15 protein-coding genes and 1 other RNA gene are annotated in these 18,542 nt (G+C 65.3%); 5 read left to right on the top strand and 11 right to left on the bottom strand.

Annotated elements, in window-relative coordinates; genetic code table 11:
- Window position 1: 1 nt before the first annotated feature.
- Window positions 2-3,148 carry an efflux RND transporter permease subunit gene (locus ABQZ00_RS05375; RefSeq protein WP_115528493.1) on the bottom strand — a complete coding sequence of 1,049 codons (3,147 nt, stop codon included), beginning with the start codon at window positions 3,146-3,148 and terminating at the stop codon, window positions 2-4.
- A 15-nt stretch (window positions 3,149-3,163) separates the two neighbouring features.
- Complete coding sequence (locus ABQZ00_RS05370; protein WP_323537414.1) at window positions 3,164-4,363, bottom strand: efflux RND transporter periplasmic adaptor subunit; 1,200 nt, start codon at window positions 4,361-4,363, stop codon at window positions 3,164-3,166.
- 127 nt (window positions 4,364-4,490) lie between these two features.
- Here ABQZ00_RS05370 and ABQZ00_RS05365 point away from each other — a divergent pair, with 127 nt between their 5' ends.
- Window positions 4,491-5,111, top strand: a complete 621-nt coding sequence (locus tag ABQZ00_RS05365; RefSeq protein WP_055849822.1) for a TetR/AcrR family transcriptional regulator — start codon at window positions 4,491-4,493, stop codon at window positions 5,109-5,111.
- Between the two features lie 489 nt (window positions 5,112-5,600).
- Here the strand turns inward: ABQZ00_RS05365 and ABQZ00_RS05360 are convergent, their stop codons facing one another.
- The 7 genes from ABQZ00_RS05360 to creD all read right to left on the bottom strand — a co-directional run bounded on the left by ABQZ00_RS05360 (window position 5,601) and on the right by creD (window position 12,398).
- Window positions 5,601-6,119 (bottom strand): transcriptional repressor, encoded by a 519-nt coding sequence (locus tag ABQZ00_RS05360; protein WP_104616814.1) that lies wholly within the window; start codon window positions 6,117-6,119, stop codon window positions 5,601-5,603.
- Window positions 6,120-6,132: 13 nt separating this feature from the next.
- Window positions 6,133-7,536, bottom strand: a complete 1,404-nt coding sequence (gene gltX, locus ABQZ00_RS05355) for a glutamate--tRNA ligase (protein WP_115513430.1) — start codon at window positions 7,534-7,536, stop codon at window positions 6,133-6,135.
- Between the two features lie 243 nt (window positions 7,537-7,779).
- Complete coding sequence (locus ABQZ00_RS05350) at window positions 7,780-8,871, bottom strand: DUF3616 domain-containing protein (RefSeq protein WP_323537415.1); 1,092 nt, start codon at window positions 8,869-8,871, stop codon at window positions 7,780-7,782.
- A 156-nt stretch (window positions 8,872-9,027) separates the two neighbouring features.
- On the bottom strand, window positions 9,028-9,924 hold the full coding sequence (locus ABQZ00_RS05345) for a carbon-nitrogen hydrolase family protein (RefSeq protein WP_323537416.1): 897 nt from the start codon (window positions 9,922-9,924) through the stop codon (window positions 9,028-9,030).
- A 70-nt stretch (window positions 9,925-9,994) separates the two neighbouring features.
- Window positions 9,995-10,597: a GNAT family N-acetyltransferase gene (locus ABQZ00_RS05340; protein ID WP_323537417.1), complete on the bottom strand. Its 603-nt coding sequence runs from the start codon at window positions 10,595-10,597 to the stop codon at window positions 9,995-9,997.
- 51 nt (window positions 10,598-10,648) lie between these two features.
- The gene (locus ABQZ00_RS05335; protein WP_115562502.1) at window positions 10,649-11,071 is read right to left on the bottom strand and encodes a hypothetical protein; all 423 of its coding nucleotides are present in this window, start codon (window positions 11,069-11,071) and stop codon (window positions 10,649-10,651) included.
- 7 nt (window positions 11,072-11,078) lie between these two features.
- Complete coding sequence (creD, locus tag ABQZ00_RS05330) at window positions 11,079-12,398, bottom strand: cell envelope integrity protein CreD (RefSeq protein WP_323518515.1); 1,320 nt, start codon at window positions 12,396-12,398, stop codon at window positions 11,079-11,081.
- 442 nt (window positions 12,399-12,840) lie between these two features.
- Here creD and ABQZ00_RS05325 point away from each other — a divergent pair, with 442 nt between their 5' ends.
- Window positions 12,841-13,653, top strand: coding sequence for a C1 family peptidase (locus ABQZ00_RS05325; RefSeq protein ID WP_323521262.1), 813 nt, complete (start codon window positions 12,841-12,843; stop codon window positions 13,651-13,653).
- 204 nt (window positions 13,654-13,857) lie between these two features.
- Window positions 13,858-13,928: non-coding RNA, sX9 sRNA (locus tag ABQZ00_RS05320), on the top strand.
- A 4-nt stretch (window positions 13,929-13,932) separates the two neighbouring features.
- Here the strand turns inward: ABQZ00_RS05320 and creC are convergent.
- Both creC and creB read right to left on the bottom strand, forming a co-directional pair.
- Window positions 13,933-15,381: a two-component system sensor histidine kinase CreC gene (gene creC / locus ABQZ00_RS05315; RefSeq protein WP_323537418.1), complete on the bottom strand. Its 1,449-nt coding sequence runs from the start codon at window positions 15,379-15,381 to the stop codon at window positions 13,933-13,935.
- Window positions 15,382-15,430: 49 nt separating this feature from the next.
- The gene (creB, locus tag ABQZ00_RS05310) at window positions 15,431-16,135 is read right to left on the bottom strand and encodes a two-component system response regulator CreB (protein ID WP_193552624.1); all 705 of its coding nucleotides are present in this window, start codon (window positions 16,133-16,135) and stop codon (window positions 15,431-15,433) included.
- 204 nt (window positions 16,136-16,339) lie between these two features.
- Between creB and ABQZ00_RS05305 the strand changes: the two genes are divergently transcribed.
- Together ABQZ00_RS05305 and ABQZ00_RS05300 are read left to right on the top strand one after the other, a co-directional pair.
- On the top strand, window positions 16,340-17,248 hold the full coding sequence (locus ABQZ00_RS05305) for a 23S rRNA (adenine(2030)-N(6))-methyltransferase RlmJ (protein ID WP_323537419.1): 909 nt from the start codon (window positions 16,340-16,342) through the stop codon (window positions 17,246-17,248).
- A gap of 395 nt (window positions 17,249-17,643) precedes the next feature.
- Window positions 17,644-18,186, top strand: coding sequence for a GNAT family N-acetyltransferase (locus tag ABQZ00_RS05300; RefSeq protein ID WP_055849802.1), 543 nt, complete (start codon window positions 17,644-17,646; stop codon window positions 18,184-18,186).
- The last annotated feature ends 356 nt before the right edge of the window (window positions 18,187-18,542 follow it).

Genomic DNA, 18,542 nt, shown 5'->3' with positions numbered 1-18,542 from the left:
GTCAGTGTCCTGTCGGTTGCGGAGTAGCGGGCGTGGCAGGTTGCGCGCGGCGCTTGAATAACCCGCTGACCAGCACGAAGAACAGCGGTACGAAGAAGATCGCCAGCACCGTGCCGGACAACATGCCGCCGATCACCGCCGTGCCCAGCGCATGCTGCGCACCGGCACCGGCACCGCTGCCGAGCACCAACGGCACCACGCCCAGGATGAAGGCCAGCGATGTCATCAGGATCGGCCGCAAACGCATGCGCGCCGCTTCCAGCGCCGACTCGATCAGGCTCTTGCCGCTCTCGTGCAGCTCCTTGGCAAACTCCACGATCAGGATCGCGTTTTTCGATGCCAGGCCAATGGTGGTCAACAACCCCACCTGGAAGTACACGTCATTCATTTTCCAGGTCAGTATCGCGCCCAGCAGCGTGCCGAACACGCCCAGCGGCACCACCAGAATCACCGAGAACGGAATCGCCCAGCTTTCGTACAACGCGGCCAGACACAGGAACACGATCAGGATCGACAGGCCGTACAACAGGCCGGTCTGGCCGGTGGAGGATTTTTCCTGCCGCGACAACCCGGTCCACTCGAAGCCGATGCCCGGCGGCAATTTGGCCGCCGCCGCTTCCACGATCTGCATCGCTTCGCCACTGGACGCCGCGCCGGGCAGCGCCATGCCCAGGATCTCCACCGACGGCACGCTGTTGTAACGCTCCAGCCGCGGCGAGCCCGATTGCCAGCTGGCAGTCGCGAAGGCATTGAACGGCACCATGGTGCCGGCGCTGTTGCGCACGAACCAGCGGTCGACGTCCTGCGGGTTCATACGGTAAGGCGCGTCGGCCTGCAGCATCACCTTCTTGACCCGTCCCTTGTCGATGAAGTCGTTGACGTACACGCTGCCCCACGCACTGGCGAAGGTGTTGTTGATGTCGGCGATCGACACCCCCATCGCCTGCGCACGGTGCGGGTCGATCTCCAGCTTGAACTCGGGCGTATCTTCCTGCCCGTTCGGGCGCACCGCCACCAGGCGTTTGTCCTGCGACAGCTCGGCCAGCAACTGATTGCGCGCCTGCATCAAGGCGTCATGGCCCAGATTTGCGCGGTCCTGCAGCATCAGATCGAAGCCGGTGGCATTGCCCAACTCCGACACCGCCGGCGGCGCAAACGCAAACACCCTGGCATCGCGGATGCTGGCGAAAAAAGCGCCGGCCTTGCCGGCCACGTCGGTGACGCTCTGGCCCTTGCCGGTACGCTCGTCCCACGGACGCAGTTTGACGAAGGCAAACCCCACGTTCTGCCCGGTGCCGGCAAAGCTGAAACCGGACACCGCAAACACGCCTGACACCGAATCCTTCTGATCGACCAGGAAGTGATGCTCCACCTGTTTGAGCACCTCGTTGGTCCGCGTATCGGTAGCGCCGGGCGGCAATTGCACCAGCACGAACAACGTGCCCTGGTCCTCGTCCGGCAAAAAGCCCACAGGCAACTTCATGAAACCGAACACCACCAGCGCCAGCAACACCGCATAGGCCAGCATGTAACGCCAGCCCTTGCCCAGCATGTGCCGCACCACGCCCTGATAGCGGTGATTGCCGCGATCGAATACGCGGTTGAACCAGCCGAAGAAACCGGTAGTGGCCATGCCATGGCCTTTGTGCACCGGTTTGAGCAAGGTGGCGCACAAGGCCGGGGTCAGGATCATCGCCACCAGTACCGACAAGGTCATCGCCGAGACAATCGTGATCGAGAACTGGCGGTAGATCACCCCGGTGGAACCGCCGAAGAACGCCATCGGCACGAACACCGCCGCCAGCACCAGCGCAACGCCAACCAGCGCACCGGAAATCTGGTCCATCGATTTGCGTGTGGCGTCCTTGGGCGACAACTGCTCCTCGCCCATCACGCGCTCGACGTTTTCCACCACCACGATGGCATCGTCCACCAGCAGGCCGATCGCCAGCACCATCGCGAACATGGTCAGCGTATTGATGGTGAAACCGAAGACGGCAAGCACGCCGAAGGTACCCAGCAACACCACCGGCACCGCAATGGTCGGAATCAAGGTGGCACGGAAGTTCTGCAAGAACAGATACATCACCAGGAACACCAGCACTACCGCTTCGATCAAGGTGCGCACCACTTGCTCGATGGAGATGCGCACGAACGGCGTGGTGTCGTACGGCTTTTGCACCTTCATGCCCGGCGGGAAGAATTTCTCCTGTTCTTCCAGGCTTTTGTCGATGGCGCGCACCGTATCCAATGCATTGGCACCGGTGGCCAGCTTGATCGCCAGACCCGCGGCCGGCTTGCCGTTGTAACGGCCTACCGTGTTGTAGCTTTCGCTACCCAGTTCGATACGTGCCACATCGCGCAGCCGCACCTGCGCGCCATCGGCCTGCGTGCGCAGCAAGATGTTTTCGAATTGCTCGGCAGTCTTGAGCCGGGTCTGCGCGGTGATGGTGGCATTGAGCTGCTGGTTGGCCACCGCCGGCAACGCGCCGAGCTGGCCGGCCGACACCTGCGCGTTCTGCGCCTGGATGGCGGTGCGCACATCCACCGGGGTGAGATTGAAATTGCTCAGCTTGTCCGGGTCCAGCCAGACGCGCATGGCGTATTGCGAACCGAACAACGTGGTGTCGCCCACGCCTTCGACACGGCTGATGGTTTCCTGCACGTTGGCTGCCACGTAGTCGGACAGGTCCGAGTCGCTCATGCTGCCGTCTTCGGAGGTAAAGGCCAGCACGTTGAGGAAATTGGTGGCCGACTTGGTCACCGTCACACCCTGCTGCTGCACTTCCTGCGGCAGCAACGGCGTGGCCAGCGACAACTTGTTTTGCACCTGCACTTGCGCGGTGTCCGGGTCGGTGCCGTTGTCGAAGGTCAGCGTAATGGTCACCGCACCGCTGGATTCGCTAGTGGAGGCCATGTAGCTGAGATGGTCCAGCCCCTTCATCTTCTGCTCGATGACCTGGGTGACGGTGTCTTCCAGCGTCTGCGCCGAGGCGCCCGGATAATTGGCGGTAATGGCGACGGCGGGCGGCGCGATGCTGGGGTATTGCGCGATCGGCAAGGTGGCGATGGACAGGATGCCGGCCAGCATCACGATGATGGCCAACACCCACGCAAAAATCGGACGGTCGATGAAAAAGCGTGCCATGTCGTCTGATCCGCCTTAATTTGCCGCACGCGGCGTGCTGGGCGCAGATGTCACGCCCGCAGCGTCGCTGCGCTTTGGTTGCCATGGCACGGTCTTGACCTGGATGCCGTCGCGCGCACGCGAAGCGCCTTCGACCACCACCTGTTCGCCAGGCTTCAGGCCGCTGCGCACCAGCCACTGGTCGCCGACTTCGCGGTCGGTGTCCAGCACGCGTAACTGCAACTTGTGGTCGGCGCCGACCACGAAGACGGTCGGCTTGCCGGCACCATTGCGCGAGACCGCCTGCTGCGGCACCAGCACGCCCTGTTGCTTGACGCCTTCCTGCAGCACTGCGCGCACGTACATGCCTGGCAGCAGATCCGCGTTGGGGTTGGGGAACACCGCGCGCAGGGTGATCGAGCCGGTGTTCTGGTCGACGGTGACATCGGAGAACGCCAGCTGGCCCTGCAATGGATAGCGGCTGCCGTCTTCCAGCAGCAGCGACACTTTGGCCGCGCCTTCGCCGGCCTTTTCCAGGTCGCCGCGCGCCATCGCCTGCTTCAGCCGCAACACCGCCACGCTGGGCTGGGTGACGTCGATATAGATCGGGTCCAGCTGCTGGATGGTGGTCAGCGCGGTGGCCTGATTGGCGGTCACCAACGCGCCCGGCGTGACGCTGGAGCGGCCGATGCGGCCGGAGATCGGGGCGTCCAAACGGGCGAACGCCAGGTTGATACGCGCGGTCTCCACGCTGGCCTTGCCGGCGGCAACGTCGGCCTCGGCCTGGCCCAGCGCCGCGTCGGTGTCGTCGCCTTCCTGCTGGCTGATCGCCTTGATCTGCGCCAGCTCGGTGTAGCGCTCGGCCTTGAGCCTGGCGGTGCGCAGATTGGCCTGCGCCCTGGCCAGCGTGGCCTGGGCGCTGGCGTAACTGGCGCGGTAGGTCGCCGGATCGATCTGGTACAGCGTCTGCCCGGCCTTGACGTCGCCGCCCTCGGTGAACTGGCGCGACTGCACGATGCCGCCTACCTGCGGCCGGATTTCGGCAATCAGGTACGGCACGGTGCGCCCCGGCAGCGCGGTGGTCAGCGGTACTGGCTGCTGCTTGACGGTCAGCACCGCCATCTCGGGAGTGCCCTCTTCTGGCGGTGGTCCGCCCGGCGGGCTGCCGCAGGCGCTGAGCAGGACGGTGGCGGCAACAGCAAACAACGGCAGGCGGTAAGAGGCTTGAGAACGCACGAGAAGGTCTCCGAAGACGCGCGATTAAAGAATATAAACGGTACGGTTCGGTATCCTAATAAGCTCAACCGTGGGCGTCAAGCATTTCTGCCCAGTTGGTATACTTATGAATTAGCAGGAGGACGGGATGCGGGTCAGAACCGAAGCAAAACGCGACGCCATCATTCAGGCTGCCAGCGAGGTATTCCTCGAACTGGGCTTCGAAGGGGCGTCGATGTCGCAGATCGCGGCCCGGGTCGGCGGCTCCAAGCGCACGCTGTACGGCTATTTTCCGTCCAAGGAAGAGCTATTCGTTGCGTTTGCCAAAGACATGTCCGACAGCTACATCGACCCCTTGCTGGATGCGCTGTCGCAGAGCAGCGGCCCCATTGCCGTGGCCTTGCAGCGTTTTGGCGAGGACATCCTCACCTTCCTGTGCGCCCCCTCCTCGATCACCATCTGGCAGACCATCATCGGCGTCTCCGGCCGCTCGGAAGTCGGCGCGCTGTTCTTCAATGCCGGTCCGGAAGAAGGCATGCAGCGCGTCGCCGACTTTCTGCAACTGCAGATCGACCGTGGCCTGATGCGGCGTACCGACGCGTCGTTGGCCGCACGCCAACTGGGCGCCCTGTTTGAAGCGGAAACGCTGATGCCCTGCCTGTTCGGCGCGCTGAAAGATCCGTCGCCCGAGTATCTGCGCGACGCCACGCAACGCGCGGTGGAGATGTTTCTGGCGGCGTATGGCTGCGAGGCGGGCAAGACGGCCTAAAGCGCTGCATCCGCGCCGTTGCGGTTTGTGCTGCGCGCACCATCACCTGCGTAGGCGAGCGCATGACGCGTGCATTGGCTTGTGTGGTGGTTCAACACTGAAATGACCGCGCCGTCAGCGCGATCAGGCATGGAACCGGCGCAACGAACGCGCTGTTTCAACCCGGCCTGGAGGCGCTGCGTGAACTCCATGCGCCGTAGCGGGATTGAAATGTCGGTGACGTGGCGCGCAGGTCAGGCATCGGGAAAGCGAGCGCTCACTGACCGATGATCGATGACCCGCTGGCTTGAACGCGGCGGGCCGTCAACGCGTTGCTGTACCACGCAGCGACACCCATGGCGCCGCCACTTGGCGGCATCGGAACCGATGATCTGCCGCATTCAACCGGCTGCGCGCTACCGCCGTCTCACTGCATTCCTACGCACACTGCAGCCCTGGCATCGCGCCGCGGGCGTGTCGAAGCCGCGCGTTGCGCGACCTGGCGATGGCTTACTCCGCCACCGCACACTTGGCGCACAGGCCATGCACTTCCAGCGTCTGCGCCTGCGGCTGGAATCCCAGCGCCTTGGCGCGGGCTTCCAGTTGCGCCACCACCTCGCGGTCTTCCAGTTCCACGGCGCTATGGCAGCGGTCGCAGATCAAAAACGGCACCGAGTGCTGGGCGCTGTTGGGGTGGTGGCAGGCGACGAAGGCATTGACCGATTCGAGCTTGTGCACAAAGCCATTGGCCATCAAGAAATCCAGCGCACGGTACACCGTGGGCGGGGCATCGGCGCCCACGCCCTTGCCTTCGCGCACCCAGTCCAGCAGTTCGTACGCCTTGACCGGTTTGCCGGCATCGGCGATCAGCCGCAGGACGTTGGCGCGGATCGGCGTCAGCCGCAGGCCGCGCTCGCTGCAGGCGCGCTCCACCGCACGCACGAAACTGTTGGCATCGTCCACGTGATGATGCGGGGCCGTGCAGGCATGGTCCTGGTCGTGCGGTTGGGTGTGCGTGTGCTTGGTCATACAGGCTCCGGCGTCAGGCCGCTCCAATCTTGATGAGTGCCGCATCGATGCGTTTCAAGGCACCCTCGCGGCCGGCCAGGTACACCGTCTGCGAAATGTCCGGGCTGACCTGGGTGCCAGTGATGGCCACCCGCAGCGGCTGGGCGACCTTGCCCATGCCCAGTTCCAGCGCCGCAGCGGCCTCGTGCAGTGCCGCCGACACGCTCTCCACGCTCCACTCGCTCAGCGCCGCCAGCATCTCGCGCGCCTTGCCCAGCGGCACTTCGGCGCCGAGCTTCAGGTGCTTGATCACCGCCGCTTCGTCGTAGGTTTCCAGCGGCTGGTACCAGACCACGGCTTTTTCGGCCATTTCCTTCAGCGTCTGCACGCGCTCGCGCAGCGCCACCACCACATCGGCAGCGGCCGGGCCGGCGCCGATGTCCAGACCAAGCTTGGCGAGCTGATACTCCAGCTGCGGTGCGATGCTGGCCGGGTCGTCGGTCTTCAGATAATGCTGGTTGACCCAACCGAGCTTGGCCATGTCCAGGCGCGCAGCCTTGGAGTTGACGTCCTTGACGTCGAACAGGTCCAGCAGTTCCTGCTGGCTGAACAACTCCTGGTCCCCATGCGACCAGCCCAGACGGGCCAGGTAATTGATCAGCGCATGCGGCAGGTAGCCGGCGTCCTTGTACTGCATCACGTCCGCCGCGCCGGTGCGCTTGGACAGCTTGGCGCCCTGCTCGTCCAGGATCATCGGCATGTGCGCGAACTTGGGCACCGGCGCGCCCAGCGCTTCATAGATGTTGATCTGGCGCGGAGTGTTGTTGATGTGGTCGTCGCCGCGGATCACCTCGGTGATGCCCATGTCCCAATCGTCCACCACCACCGCAAAGTTGTAGGTGGGGAAGCCGTCCGGGCGGAAGATCACCATGTCGTCGAGCTCGCTGTTGGCGATCTCGATACGGCCCTTGATCAGGTCGTCGAACACCACCGTGCCGCCGACCGGGTTCTTGAAGCGGATCACCCGGTTGGGGTCGTCGCGGTACGGCAGCTGCTGCTCGCGCGCGGCGCCGTTGTAGCGCGGCTTTTCCTGCTTGGCCATCGCGGCCTCGCGCATGGCGTCGAGCTCTTCGCGGCTTTCGTAGGCGTAATAGGCCTTGCCCTGCGCCAGCAGCTGCTCGGCTACCTCTTGATAGCGGGCGATGCGCTGGGTCTGGTAGATCGGGCCTTCGTCGTAGCCCAGGCCCAACCAGTCCATCGCCTCCAGGATGGCGTCGATAGCCGCCTGGGTGCTGCGTTCGCGGTCGGTGTCTTCGATGCGCAGCACGAACTCGCCGCCGCGGTGGCGCGCCTCCAACCAGCAATACAGGGCGGTGCGGGCGCCGCCGATGTGCAGGTAACCGGTGGGGCTGGGAGCAAAGCGGGTGCGGCAGGTCATGGAACGCTCGGCGAAACGGGAGTGCGCCGATTTTACCTTGCGCAGCGTGGCCCTGCCCGCCCAGGTGCGGCGACGGTGATGTCGGGGGCCGCAGCGGCGCCGCGTCGCGTATCGACGGCGGTGCCGGCACGCCCGTGCCCTTGCAGCGCAACGCCTTCAGTCGCTCGCGTCTGCGCTGCGATCAGAGCCTTGAAGATCGACCGCCGGCTGCGCACTGCACGCTGCGGCCGGCGTCGGCCTGGCTCAGCGATTGCGCAACAAGTCGCCGTACACCACGCATTCGCCATCGCTGCGCGCCGGGCCGGGCGCGTCGTACAACACCAGCCAGCTGGGAACCTTGCCGGCCAGCTGCGGCGGCAGGTTGCAGATGGCTTCGGCGCGGTCGCTGTCCTTGCCATGCGGCAGCACCGCCGATTCCAGCAAGGCATGCTGAAAGCGCTCCGGCTCGCGGTTGGCGGCCAGCACGGTGCGTGCGTCCGGCCATTTGAACAGGCGGATCTCGCCGTTCAACACCATCGTGGGGCCGGCCAGCAGATACAGATCGTCGCCGGAATAATGCAGATCGCGGATGCCCAGCCCGCCCAGTTGCAGGAAGTGCTTGCGCAGCAGCGTGCCGTCGTCGTCCAGCGGCGCCAGGCGCAGATGGTCGCCATGCGCTTCCACCTGGATTTCCAGCAGCGCCGACCAGCCGCGCAGCACCGGCCCGCGTAGGCCAAGCAGCAGGCGCTTGCCGTCGGCCACGATACCTTCGATATCGAAGCCGTTGTCCTTGCCGGGAATCTTCAGGAACGGGCCAAAGTGCGCGTCGTCGGCCAGCAGCTCGGTAAGCTGGTTGTGCTTGGCGTCGCCCTTGAGCCGCAGCGCGCGGCGGCCATCGGCAGCCTCGCGCACCAGCCGTGGCGTGCCATCGGCATCGGACTCGATCGGCAGGCAGGCCAGCAGGCGGCGGTTGGCGTCGAGCTTGAGTTTGGTCAGGCGCTTGGCGTTGTCGGCATCGTCGCGGCCGGGCTTGGCGTTCTTGCGCTTCAAGCCATGCGAGCCGATCACCCAGAGATAGCCGTCCGACAGGCCCATGCCTTCCAGATCGGCTTCTTCTGCGTCCTCTCCCGGAAGATCCAGCAGCTCGGCCAGGGGGAAACTCTGGCCCTCGCCGAAGCGCAGCGTCTCGCGCTGGGTGGGCTGCAGCTTGCGCAGGCGATCCACCGCGCAGGCTTCGTCGCCGGCCACCCACAGCCAGTCGTCGGTAAACGCCGCGCCGGACAGATTGCTGTGCACCAGCGCGCCGGGTGCGAACTCCAGCCGGACGCTATGCGGAATCAGGGTTTTCTTGGCCATGGGAACCTGGTGGGTGGTGTTGCGAAGTTGGGCGATTGAAGGCCTGAGCACGTAGCTGCGCGGTCGCTGCATGCGGCGGCAGGTGCTGAGCGCACCCGCCGCGTTTGCAACCTCCGCGCCTGCGCACGATGCAAGCAGGGGATCAATCGTTCTTGGTCAATCGAACGCGGCCAGCTTGGCACGCGCCACTTCCGGCGCCAACTGCCCCGACCAATCGCGGTCGTTGGCCACCTGCGCGTGGGCGCGGCTGGCTTCGAACGCATCGAAGTCCAGCGCGGCATACGCCCAGACGGTGTCTGCTTCGGTTTGCACCAGCACGCCGTCGGCGGGGAAGCCTACATCCATCGGTGCAAACACCGCCGCCTCGCCGGTGTTGATGTCCAGCGCGGGGCTCCAGGGCGCCTCACCGGCGGTGACCGATTGCGCGACGAACATGCGGTTTTCCAGTGCGCGCGCCAGACAACCGACCCGCACGCGGGTGGCGCCGGCGGCAGTGTCGGTGCAACTGGGCACGATCAACAGGCGCGCGCCGGCTTCGTACTGCGCGCGCACCGGCAACGGGAACTCGCTGTCGTAGCAGATCGCAATCGCCGCACGCACGCCGTCCAGCGCGAACACCTTCAATGCATCGCCCGGTTCGATCAGCCCGGTGGCTTTTTCGAACCCGGTCAGTTGCAGCTTGTCCTGCCAACCGTGGCCGCCGTCGGGCGTGAACCAGTCGCTGCGATTGCGATAGCGGCCCTGGCCCAGATCCAGCAGAAAACTCCCGGCAATCAGATGCAACCGGTGCTGCCGCGCCAGGCCGGCAAACAGCTCCAGCCACGACGTTCGCAGCGCCTGGATGGCCGCCAACGATTCGGGCAGGCCGGCCGACACCTGCGTGCCGAACGTAGCAGCCAGCTCCAACGACAGATATTCCGGCAGCACCGCCACCCGCGCGCCGGCAGCTGCAGCCTCGCCGATCAGTGCCGACATGCGCGCGGCGAAGGCTGCGAAATCCACGGGTTTGCCGATCGGATATTTGGCAACGGCAATGGTGAGCGGAGCATTCATCGGCAAGCTTCCTTTAACGGCTCTATAGCGACGTAAAACGTGCGCAGCAACGCAATCGACTTCACCACGCTCAAGGTTTCAGCGCGCGCGTCCACACACTCAAGCTGTGGTCGATCTGCCCGTGTTGCAACTCCGCCCACTCCAGCCGCACCTGCATGCCTGGCTGCGGCGCGTAACCGCGCTTGCGCCAGAACACATCGTTGGGGCGATAGTCGGCAGGTTTGCGCGGGTCGTCCGCTGCACGTTCCACCGAGCAGAACGCGGCGAGCGTAAAGCGGCCCAATGCGCGAGCATGCGCCTCGCGCCTGTCGAAGAAGGCATGGCCGATGCCCTGCCCGCGATACGCTGGCAACAACACCGATTCGCCGAAATAAAACACGCTGGCCGGGTCGATGCCGGCGGCGATGAATGGCTTGTGGAAAGCGGCGCTGTCGTCGAGCAACGGCAAGCCGGTGGAGGCGCCGATGACCGCATCGCCATCGCGCGCCAGGACGAACACGCTATCGGGCGAAGCGGCATAGGCAGCCAGATAGTCGCGTTCGTAGCCGGCATCGCCGTCGTACAGATACGGCCATGCACGGAACACTGCGATGCGCAACTGCGCTACCGCATCCAGATACGGCAACACCGCGTTGCCGTGGACTGTTTCAACGATCAGGGAGGTGCCGGTCATGCGGACATGGTAAGCGAGCCTGGCCGCGTTGCGCTGCTGCACTGCCGCGGCTCAACGCAGCCAGCCGTCATGGCGCTGGGCCGCGTTGCCGGGCTGTTGCCACATCAGCCACACCGCCGCTTCTTCCTGGGCCACCAGCACCCCAAGCAGCGCATCGATACTGCGCGCCCAGTAACTACCGTTACTCAAGCGCTGCCACGGCCCGTAGCCGCGCACACGTGCGTCCGGTGCCGGCGCCTGCTGCTGCCGCGACGCCTGCAAAAAACTGCATCCATCCACACGCAAGGCCTGCGCCGTGCGCGCATGCAGGCGCAGACCGATTACCCCACGGCGGCCTTCGCGCGCCAGCGGCAACGCCGACAGCGGCGAGCCTTCCCACTGCGACAGTGGCGCTGCGGGAAGCAGCGCCACCGTGTCGATTCCGGCGGGCAGCAAACGCTGCGCCCGCCGGTACACCTGTGCATGCGCGCGCATGTCGACCTCAGCGCAGGCTGTTGCCAAGCTCGTACCAATCGACCTTACGCGTCACCCACATGATGCTGGCCAGGATGCCGAACAGCAGCAACGACCCCATCAGCAGCGAGTTGTCTTCCGAGACCAGCAGGCTATAGAGCACGCCATACAACGCCGTCAGCATCACCGAGAACCCGGCAGCGCGTACCCAACTCCGCAACACCCCGGACAGATAGAAGAACTGCAGGCCGATACACGCCGCCGCCGACACCAGATATGCCTGCCAGAACGCGATGTGCTCGGAAAGGCTCAGCAGCAACAGGAAGAAGATCGCCAGTGCCAGGCCGACCAGCAGGTATTGCAACGGATGGATCGGCAAGCGCTTGATCAGCTCGAACAACACGAACGCCACAAAGGTCAGCACCACGAACAGGATGCCGTACTTGCTGGCGCGATCGGCCTGGGTGTACACATCCACCGGGTCGACCAGACGCACTTCCAGCGTATCCAGCGACGACTGCGACGACTGCAGCTGCGTCTGCGCACCGGTTGCCAGCGACGACAGCGACCAACTCGCATCGAAGCCACGCTCGCTGATGGTCGGCGCATTCGGCAGAAAGCGCCCACCGAACAACGGATGCGGCCAGGCCGAACGCAGCGCGATGTCGTTATTGTCGGCAATCGGCGCGATGGTCAGACTGCGCGTGCCATCCAGCACGAATGCCATATCCACCGCATTGCCATCGACCAGCTTGCCGGCCAGCGGATCGCCCAAGGGCTGCAGATTGGCGTGAATGCCGGCCGAGCGTGACGCCAGGCCGCCAGCGCCGCTTTCCAGCGTCAGCGTGCGGCCGTCCACCCGCAGCGTTGGCGTGCCGACCAACCCACGCACGTCCGAAATGCCCACGGCCAGATGCGGCTGACCATAGCTGCGCCCTGCCACGGCCGGATACTCGAGCGGGTCGAATTCGGCCTTGAGCTTGGCCTTCCACGAATACACCTGCACGCGGAACAGGCCGATCTTGCGCTCGGACGGCATCAACTCGCCGCTCAGGTTGAGCGTGCGCGGGGTCTGCAGCAGCTGCCCATCGCGCTTGCGCCAGACCTTGTGCGACTTGCCCTCCTCGTCCGGCTCGGTGACCTGCACATCTTCGGTGTATGGCAACACCCGCACCGGTGCGATGAACTGCTGCTCGCCGGCCTTGCTCTGCGCCACCCGCTCCACCGCCTGGTCGCGGTACTGCGCACGGTCCTGCACGGTGCCGCGAATCAGCAACAAGGGAATCAGCAACAGCAGGATCAGCCCGCCGATGGTGGCGAACCGCAACAACAGTTTCAGGGATTTCATCGGCCATCCTCATTCTGGGAGGTGGTCAGGGTGCAAGGCGACGGTGTCGAGGGTTTGAGGCGAATTTGAAGCGAATGTGAAGTGCCGCCTCTGCACGCGCGGAGGCCGGCACTGTGACCCAGTCAGGAAATCACGTTTTCACGCTTTAAAAGTGCAACGCAGGCCCAGTGCACGCTTCCGTTTCAGTGATGACACTTCGCATCACCGCCGCGTTCTTTCGCGCCAGGCGCAAGGATGAGCATGCAGCTACGCACTTCAGGGCCATCCCTTCTTTTCCTGAGTTATTCCGCTTACGGCTTTCTGGTTTTGTCGGTCTTCGGCGTCTCTTTCCTTTTTTCTGCGTGCACCGCATCGGTGTCGTCCCACCCGTGTGCCCGCTTGCCGGCCGTGGTTCCAACAGTGCGCACGACTGCATTCCTCTACTCCCTGGAGTCTGTCTTCCATGAACAAGCAATGTTCACTTGCGCTTTGCGTGCTCGCCGCCCTGAGCCTGTCCTCCGCCGCAGCGCAGGCGGCAACGCACGGAATGGGTTTGAAGCCATCGTCGTTGATGCAGCCGGTCACCCCGCTATTCGGAACCGCGAGCGCGGCCAAATCCCTTCCCGCCTCGGTGGATCTGACCGCCTGGGCGATCACGCCGGGCGATCAGGGCCAGGTGGGATCGTGTGCGTCGTGGGCCACCGCGCACACCTTGACCGGCTGGTACGCCAATGCCAGCAAACAGGCGCAAACCCGCTTTGCCCCGATGTATCTCTATAGCCAGGTCAACGGTGGCGTCGATGACGGCTCCACGCTGGAAGCCCCGCTGGAAGTGGCGCTGGCGCAAGGCATCGCTACCGAGCAGCAGTATTCGTGGGGCAACTACAACTGGAAGAACCCACCCACCGCCGCCGACCGCGCCAACGCCGCCAAAAACCCCACGCCCTACCGGAAATACACCGTGCTGTATGCGGGCAACGGCGATGGCGGGCGCGCCCTGATCGAGCAGATCAAACTGGCGCTGGCCTCCTCCACGCCGGTCGCCATCGGCTTCTATGTGCGGCAGGGTTTTGAGGACCTCACACCCAAGAATCAGGTCGACTACGACATCAAGACCCCGATCCTGGGCGGACATGCGGTGATCGCACTGGGTTACGACAGCGAAGGGCTGATCGTCGAAAACAGCTGGGGCACCGAGTGGGGTAACAAAGGCTTTGGCAAGCTGTCCTGGTCGGTGGTGGCCAAGGACGTCACCGCCGCCGACGTGGTGCACTAGCGCACCGCGGATGCGCACTGCGATGTACGGCTGATACGGATACGGCATGCGCGCTGGTGCATGCCGTATTCCGCATGCCGCATGCCGCATTTCGTGCAGCGATGGTGCGTTCTCGGCGTCCTACTGCTGCACAAGCTCAACCCAATACCAAGAGCGGCCAACAACATGCCGGCGTCACCGCCAGGCGGGCGTGGCCGATGCGACATGGCCCTCTCTCCGGGTCTGAGCGCGCCGTCCACACTCACCTGACAACTGCTCGCGACGTTGTGTCAGCCGCGCTTAGCCGATCGGCAGCCGCAAGGTCGCAATCGCACCGCCACCGTCGCGATTACCCAGCGCCACGTCGCCACCGTGCAGGCGTGCCACCTCGCGCACGAACGGCAAGCCGAGGCCGGAGCTGCGTTGCCCGGTCTGCGGCCGCGCCAACGAGTAAAAGCGCTCGAAGACGCGTTCGATGGCGTAGTCCGGCACCCCGCTGCCCCGGTCTTCGACCGACAGCTGCCAGTGCCCTGCATGTATGTGCGCACGCAGCTGCACACTGCTGCCCTGCGGCGAAAACGCAATCGCATTTTCCAGCAGATTGATCAGCGCCTGACGCAACAAAAATCCATCGCCAGACACGTGCTGCTCGCCGCTCGAATCGGGCGGCGCGGCACTCTCCAGCTGCACACCCGCTGCGGCGGCACGCGGCGCAACCGCCTCCAACGCCGCTTGCAGCACGCTGCTCACAGCGATGCGCGCGCGCGTCTGCAGCCGACCGTGTTGTTCCACCTCAGCCAGTGCGAGCAGCTTGTCGATGGTTTCGGTGAGCCGTTGTTCCTGCGCGCGGATGCTGGCGACAAAATGCTGGCGATCGGCTTCCGGCAACGGCTCGGTCAATAACTCCGATGCACCACGGATCGCCGCCAACGGGCTTTTCATTTCATGCGTCAGCGACTGCACGTAATGCTCGACGTAGGCCTTGCCTTCCAGCTTGCGGCGCATGGTTTCCAGCGCCTGGCCGAGGTCGCCGATTTCATCGCCGCGCGGTTTGGGTGGCGGCACCGGGATACCGGCGCTCACGGCCTGCGCATAGCGGTTGAGCCGGCCGATGCCGCGCATCAGCCACCAGGTCATCAGGATGCCGATCAACGCGGAAATACCGATCAACCAGGCCCCGCGCTGCAGGATGTTGCGTTGGCTGGCTTCGATAAACGGGTCGATACTGCGATTGGGCTGGGCCAGGGTCAGCACGCCGATCAACTTGCCGGGTTGGTCGGGCGCGTAGATCGGTGCGGCCACATGCATGACGGTGGCTTTAGGGTCGCCATCGAGTTCCGGGCTGGAACGCGCGCCGTATTCGCCACGCAAGGTGCGGTAGACATCGTTCCAACGCGAGTTGTCGCGGCCCACGTCGCGGCCCAGCGAATCGAACACCACCACCCCGCGCGCATCGGTCACGGTGACGCGGTAATCCACATTGTTCTTGCGGAAGCGCCACACCCAGGCTTTGGGGTCGCGCTGCTGCGCCTGCGCCAGGTTGTGCGCAAAGCGGCCGTCGACGATGTGCCCGGCGGCCAGGTCGCTGCTGGCCATTTCTGCCAGCACGTTGGCCGCATCCACCAACGTGGATTCCATCGCCTGACGCACGCCGGGTTTGACCTCGTTGACGAATACCCGCATCACGAAGAACGCGGCCAGGCCCACGATCAGGAAGAAGCCCAGAAACAGCTTGAGACCGAGCCGCATGTCAGCGCCCCACCCCGTTCAACGCATCACGCACATGCCCGTCCATCGGCTACAGCTCCAGGGCGTAGCCAAGGCCACGATGGGTGCGGATCGGGTCGGCCGGCACGCCGGCCAGGCGCAGCTTGCCGCGTAGCGTCTTGATATGGGTGTCGACGGTGCGATCGGCGCTGTCGGCGCTGGCATCCCAGCCGCGATCCATCAACTGCGCACGGCTCAGGATCGCACCGGGGCGTTGCAGCAGCGCAGCCAGCAACGCGTATTCGTAACGGGTCAGCGGCAACAAGGCATCGCCGTAGCGGATGCGGCTGCCGTCGCGGTCGATCGCGAACGCGCCATGCGGCTGCCAACCCGGTTCGGCCACTGCTGCCACGCTGCGGCGGCGCAGACGTGCGCGCACCCGCGCCACCAGCTCGCGCGGGGAGAACGGCTTGGCCATGTAATCGTCGGCGCCCAACTCCAGCCCGAGCACGCGGTCGATCTCGTCGTTGCGCGCGGTCAGGAAGATCACCGGCACCTCGCTGAAACTGCGCAGGCTGCGGCACACCTCGAAGCCGTTGATGTCCGGCAAACCCACGTCCAGCACCACCACATCGGCCGGGTCGGCACGCAGCCGCGCCAGTGCGTCGCGGCCCAACAGGCAATGTTCCGCCGCATAGCCTTCGCTACGCAGCGCGTAAAGCACGGTATCGGCGATGGCGGCTTCGTCTTCGACGACGAGTACGCGGGCGGGAGAGTCGGACATGGCGCGCAGCATAGCCGCATGCCGGCGCGCCCCATAGCGCGCACGCTGCCAGGCCGCGGCACGTAGGCAAGCGTCGGCAACAGACGTTGGCAACAGATAGCCGGGGCAGCTGCGCGCGCCCGGCGCCACGCCCTCAAGCCCATACCGCTGGTGCATCCCGCCACGCCGCGCACCCGCGCGCCGCGCAAAGGGCCGCGCACGCTCTACACTTCCCCGATGAACTATCGCCACGCCTTCCATGCCGGCAACCATGCCGACGTGCTCAAGCACATCGCCTTGCTGGCGCTGATCGACACCCTCAAGCGCAAGGACACGCCGTTCTTCGTGCTCGACACCCACGCCGGGCGCGGCCGCTACCAGCTCGGTGGCGAAGAAAGCCGCAAGACCAACGAAGCCGATGCCGGCGTGATGCGGCTGATGGCCGAGTCCACCTTGCCGGAGGTGGTCGAGCGCTATCTGCGTGCGGTCCAGGCCGACAACCAGACCGTCGCCCGCCCCGCCTTACCGGGGCAAAAGCCGGCCCGCCCCACCGCCGGCATCCAGCTCAACCATTACCCCGGCTCGCCGCTGCTGGCCGCGCAGGCCCTGCGTGAGCAGGACCGCATGGCGTTCTGCGAATTGCAGCCGGACGAGGCGGAGGCGCTCAAGACCCTGTTCGCCAAGGACAGCCGCGTGCGCGTGCATGCCGGCGACGGCTATGCGGCCATCCGCGCATTTTTGCCGCCGCGCGCCGGCGACACCAAGATCGGCCGCGGGCTGGTGCTGATCGACCCGCCGTACGAGTCGCAGGACGCCGAATACCAGCAGATCATCCATAGCGTGCGCGAGACGTTGGCGCGCTGGCCGCAGGCGATCTGCATGGTGTGGTACCCGATCAAGCTGCGTCGCAGCCTGCAGCCGTTCATGCGCAAAGCGGCCACGTTGCCGGCCAAGTCGGTGCTGGTGGCCGAGCTGCAGGTGCGCCCGGACGACTCGCCGCTGCGCCTGACCGGCAGCGGGCTGTTGATCGTCAACGCGCCCTGGCAATTCGACAAGGTGCTGGCGCCGGCATTGCCGGTGCTCAAGAAGCATCTTGGCGAACTTGGCGCTTCCACGCGGCTGGAATGGCTGCGCCAGGACGCCTGATACACCCGTAATCCGTGCAGCATTCGCCTGGCCGCTGTGCGGCGACTGCACACGTCGCACGGTGCGCCTTGCACCGGCGTCAGTGCGCATCGGCTGCTGACTGACGGCCGCAGCAGCCTGGCATTGGCATGAGGCAGGGCCTTGGCGCGACCGCCGGGCCTGGTCTCAAACAGTCGTGATCGATCCAGCAGGCCGCCATCCAGCCCCCGCCAACAGGCGGCAACGGCGGGGGTGATCGCGTGCGGGCAAGCTCACGACCGGCTCACGGCTCCGCTCGTTACAGTTGTCTGGGAAGCACTGCCACCCCTTGATGGCCCTCAGCGGCGCACCGGATTCATTCATGGTTGCGCGCCGGGCTGGTGCCAGAATCTTCCGATCTTTAAGGAACACCGGTCATGGCCATTCGCAATCGCATGCCTCCCTGGCATGAAAACTTCAGCCTGCCCAATGGCCGCACCCTGTTGCTCCGCCCGATCCGTCCCGAGGACGGCCCGCCGCTGCAAGGGGCATTCAGCCTGCTGGGACCGGAGGAAATCCGCGCGCGCTTCGTGCGCTCCTCCGCCGAAATCACCCCGGAGATGGTGCAGCGCCTGACCCATCCCAACCCCAAGACCGAAATCGTGCTGGTCGCCGCCGAGCAATTGCCCCCGGGCGAAGCCCTGGTCGGCGCGGTGGCCCGCGCAGCATTGGTGCCGGGCACCCGCCAGGCCGAATACACCATCCTGGTCAGCAGCTTCGTCGCCGGCCAGGGCCTGGGCCGGCAATTGATGCGCAAGCTGGTGAAGTGGGCGCGCCGCAAGTATCTGGATTGCCTGTTCGGCGACGTGCTGCAAAGCAACGTCCCGATGCTGCAGCTGGCCGAATCGCTGGGCTTCAAGCCGCAGGCGCATCCGGATTCGCCGGAACTGGTGCGGATGGTGCTGGAGCTGGATGCCTGAGGGGCTGGGATTGGGGAGTCGGGATTGGGGATTCGCTAAAGGCCGTTACGGTGCTTGCTGGTTGCAGGGTCCTGCCCGCCCACCAGCGCGGGACACGCCGCAACTACGTCCTTGTAGGCTCTTACGCGGCATCCACGCCGCGTAAGGTCCCGCGCCCGTAGGCGGGCAAGGACCAGTCGAGATCGTCGGTGTGCATGGTTCAAGCCAGGCGCGGTGAGCGGTCCTATCGACGGCATGCCGAACCAGCACCGGGCCCAAAAAACTCTCCTGTACGTCCCTGTAGGCTCTTACGCGGCATCCACGCCGCGTAAGGTCCCGCGCCCGTAGGCGGGCAAGGACCAGTCGAGATCGTCGGG

The sequence above is a fragment of the Xanthomonas sp. WHRI 10204 genome, assembly GCF_040202875.1.
In the GTDB taxonomy this organism is placed as follows: Bacteria; Pseudomonadota; Gammaproteobacteria; order Xanthomonadales; family Xanthomonadaceae; genus Xanthomonas.
The sequence above is the reverse complement of the archived record's forward strand: the minus strand, read 5'-3'. Positions and strand labels throughout refer to the sequence as shown.

Bases quoted from the DNA above. Each gene is read 5' to 3' on its own strand.
- ABQZ00_RS05375 (WP_115528493.1), bottom strand. From the start codon at position 3,148: ATGGCACGCTTTTTCATCGACCGTCCGATTTTTGCGTGGGTGTTGGCC.
- ABQZ00_RS05365 (WP_055849822.1), top strand. From the start codon at position 4,491: ATGCGGGTCAGAACCGAAGCAAAACGCGACGCCATCATTCAGGCTGCC.
- ABQZ00_RS05360 (WP_104616814.1), bottom strand. From the start codon at position 6,119: ATGACCAAGCACACGCACACCCAACCGCACGACCAGGACCATGCCTGC.
- gltX (WP_115513430.1), bottom strand. From the start codon at position 7,536: ATGACCTGCCGCACCCGCTTTGCTCCCAGCCCCACCGGTTACCTGCAC.
- ABQZ00_RS05350 (WP_323537415.1), bottom strand. From the start codon at position 8,871: ATGGCCAAGAAAACCCTGATTCCGCATAGCGTCCGGCTGGAGTTCGCA.
- ABQZ00_RS05345 (WP_323537416.1), bottom strand. From the start codon at position 9,924: ATGAATGCTCCGCTCACCATTGCCGTTGCCAAATATCCGATCGGCAAA.
- ABQZ00_RS05340 (WP_323537417.1), bottom strand. From the start codon at position 10,597: ATGACCGGCACCTCCCTGATCGTTGAAACAGTCCACGGCAACGCGGTG.
- ABQZ00_RS05335 (WP_115562502.1), bottom strand. From the start codon at position 11,071: ATGCGCGCGCATGCACAGGTGTACCGGCGGGCGCAGCGTTTGCTGCCC.
- creD (WP_323518515.1), bottom strand. From the start codon at position 12,398: ATGAAATCCCTGAAACTGTTGTTGCGGTTCGCCACCATCGGCGGGCTG.
- ABQZ00_RS05325 (WP_323521262.1), top strand. From the start codon at position 12,841: ATGAACAAGCAATGTTCACTTGCGCTTTGCGTGCTCGCCGCCCTGAGC.
- creC (WP_323537418.1), bottom strand. From the start codon at position 15,381: ATGCGGCTCGGTCTCAAGCTGTTTCTGGGCTTCTTCCTGATCGTGGGC.
- creB (WP_193552624.1), bottom strand. From the start codon at position 16,135: ATGCTGCGCGCCATGTCCGACTCTCCCGCCCGCGTACTCGTCGTCGAA.
- ABQZ00_RS05305 (WP_323537419.1), top strand. From the start codon at position 16,340: ATGAACTATCGCCACGCCTTCCATGCCGGCAACCATGCCGACGTGCTC.
- ABQZ00_RS05300 (WP_055849802.1), top strand. From the start codon at position 17,644: ATGGCCATTCGCAATCGCATGCCTCCCTGGCATGAAAACTTCAGCCTG.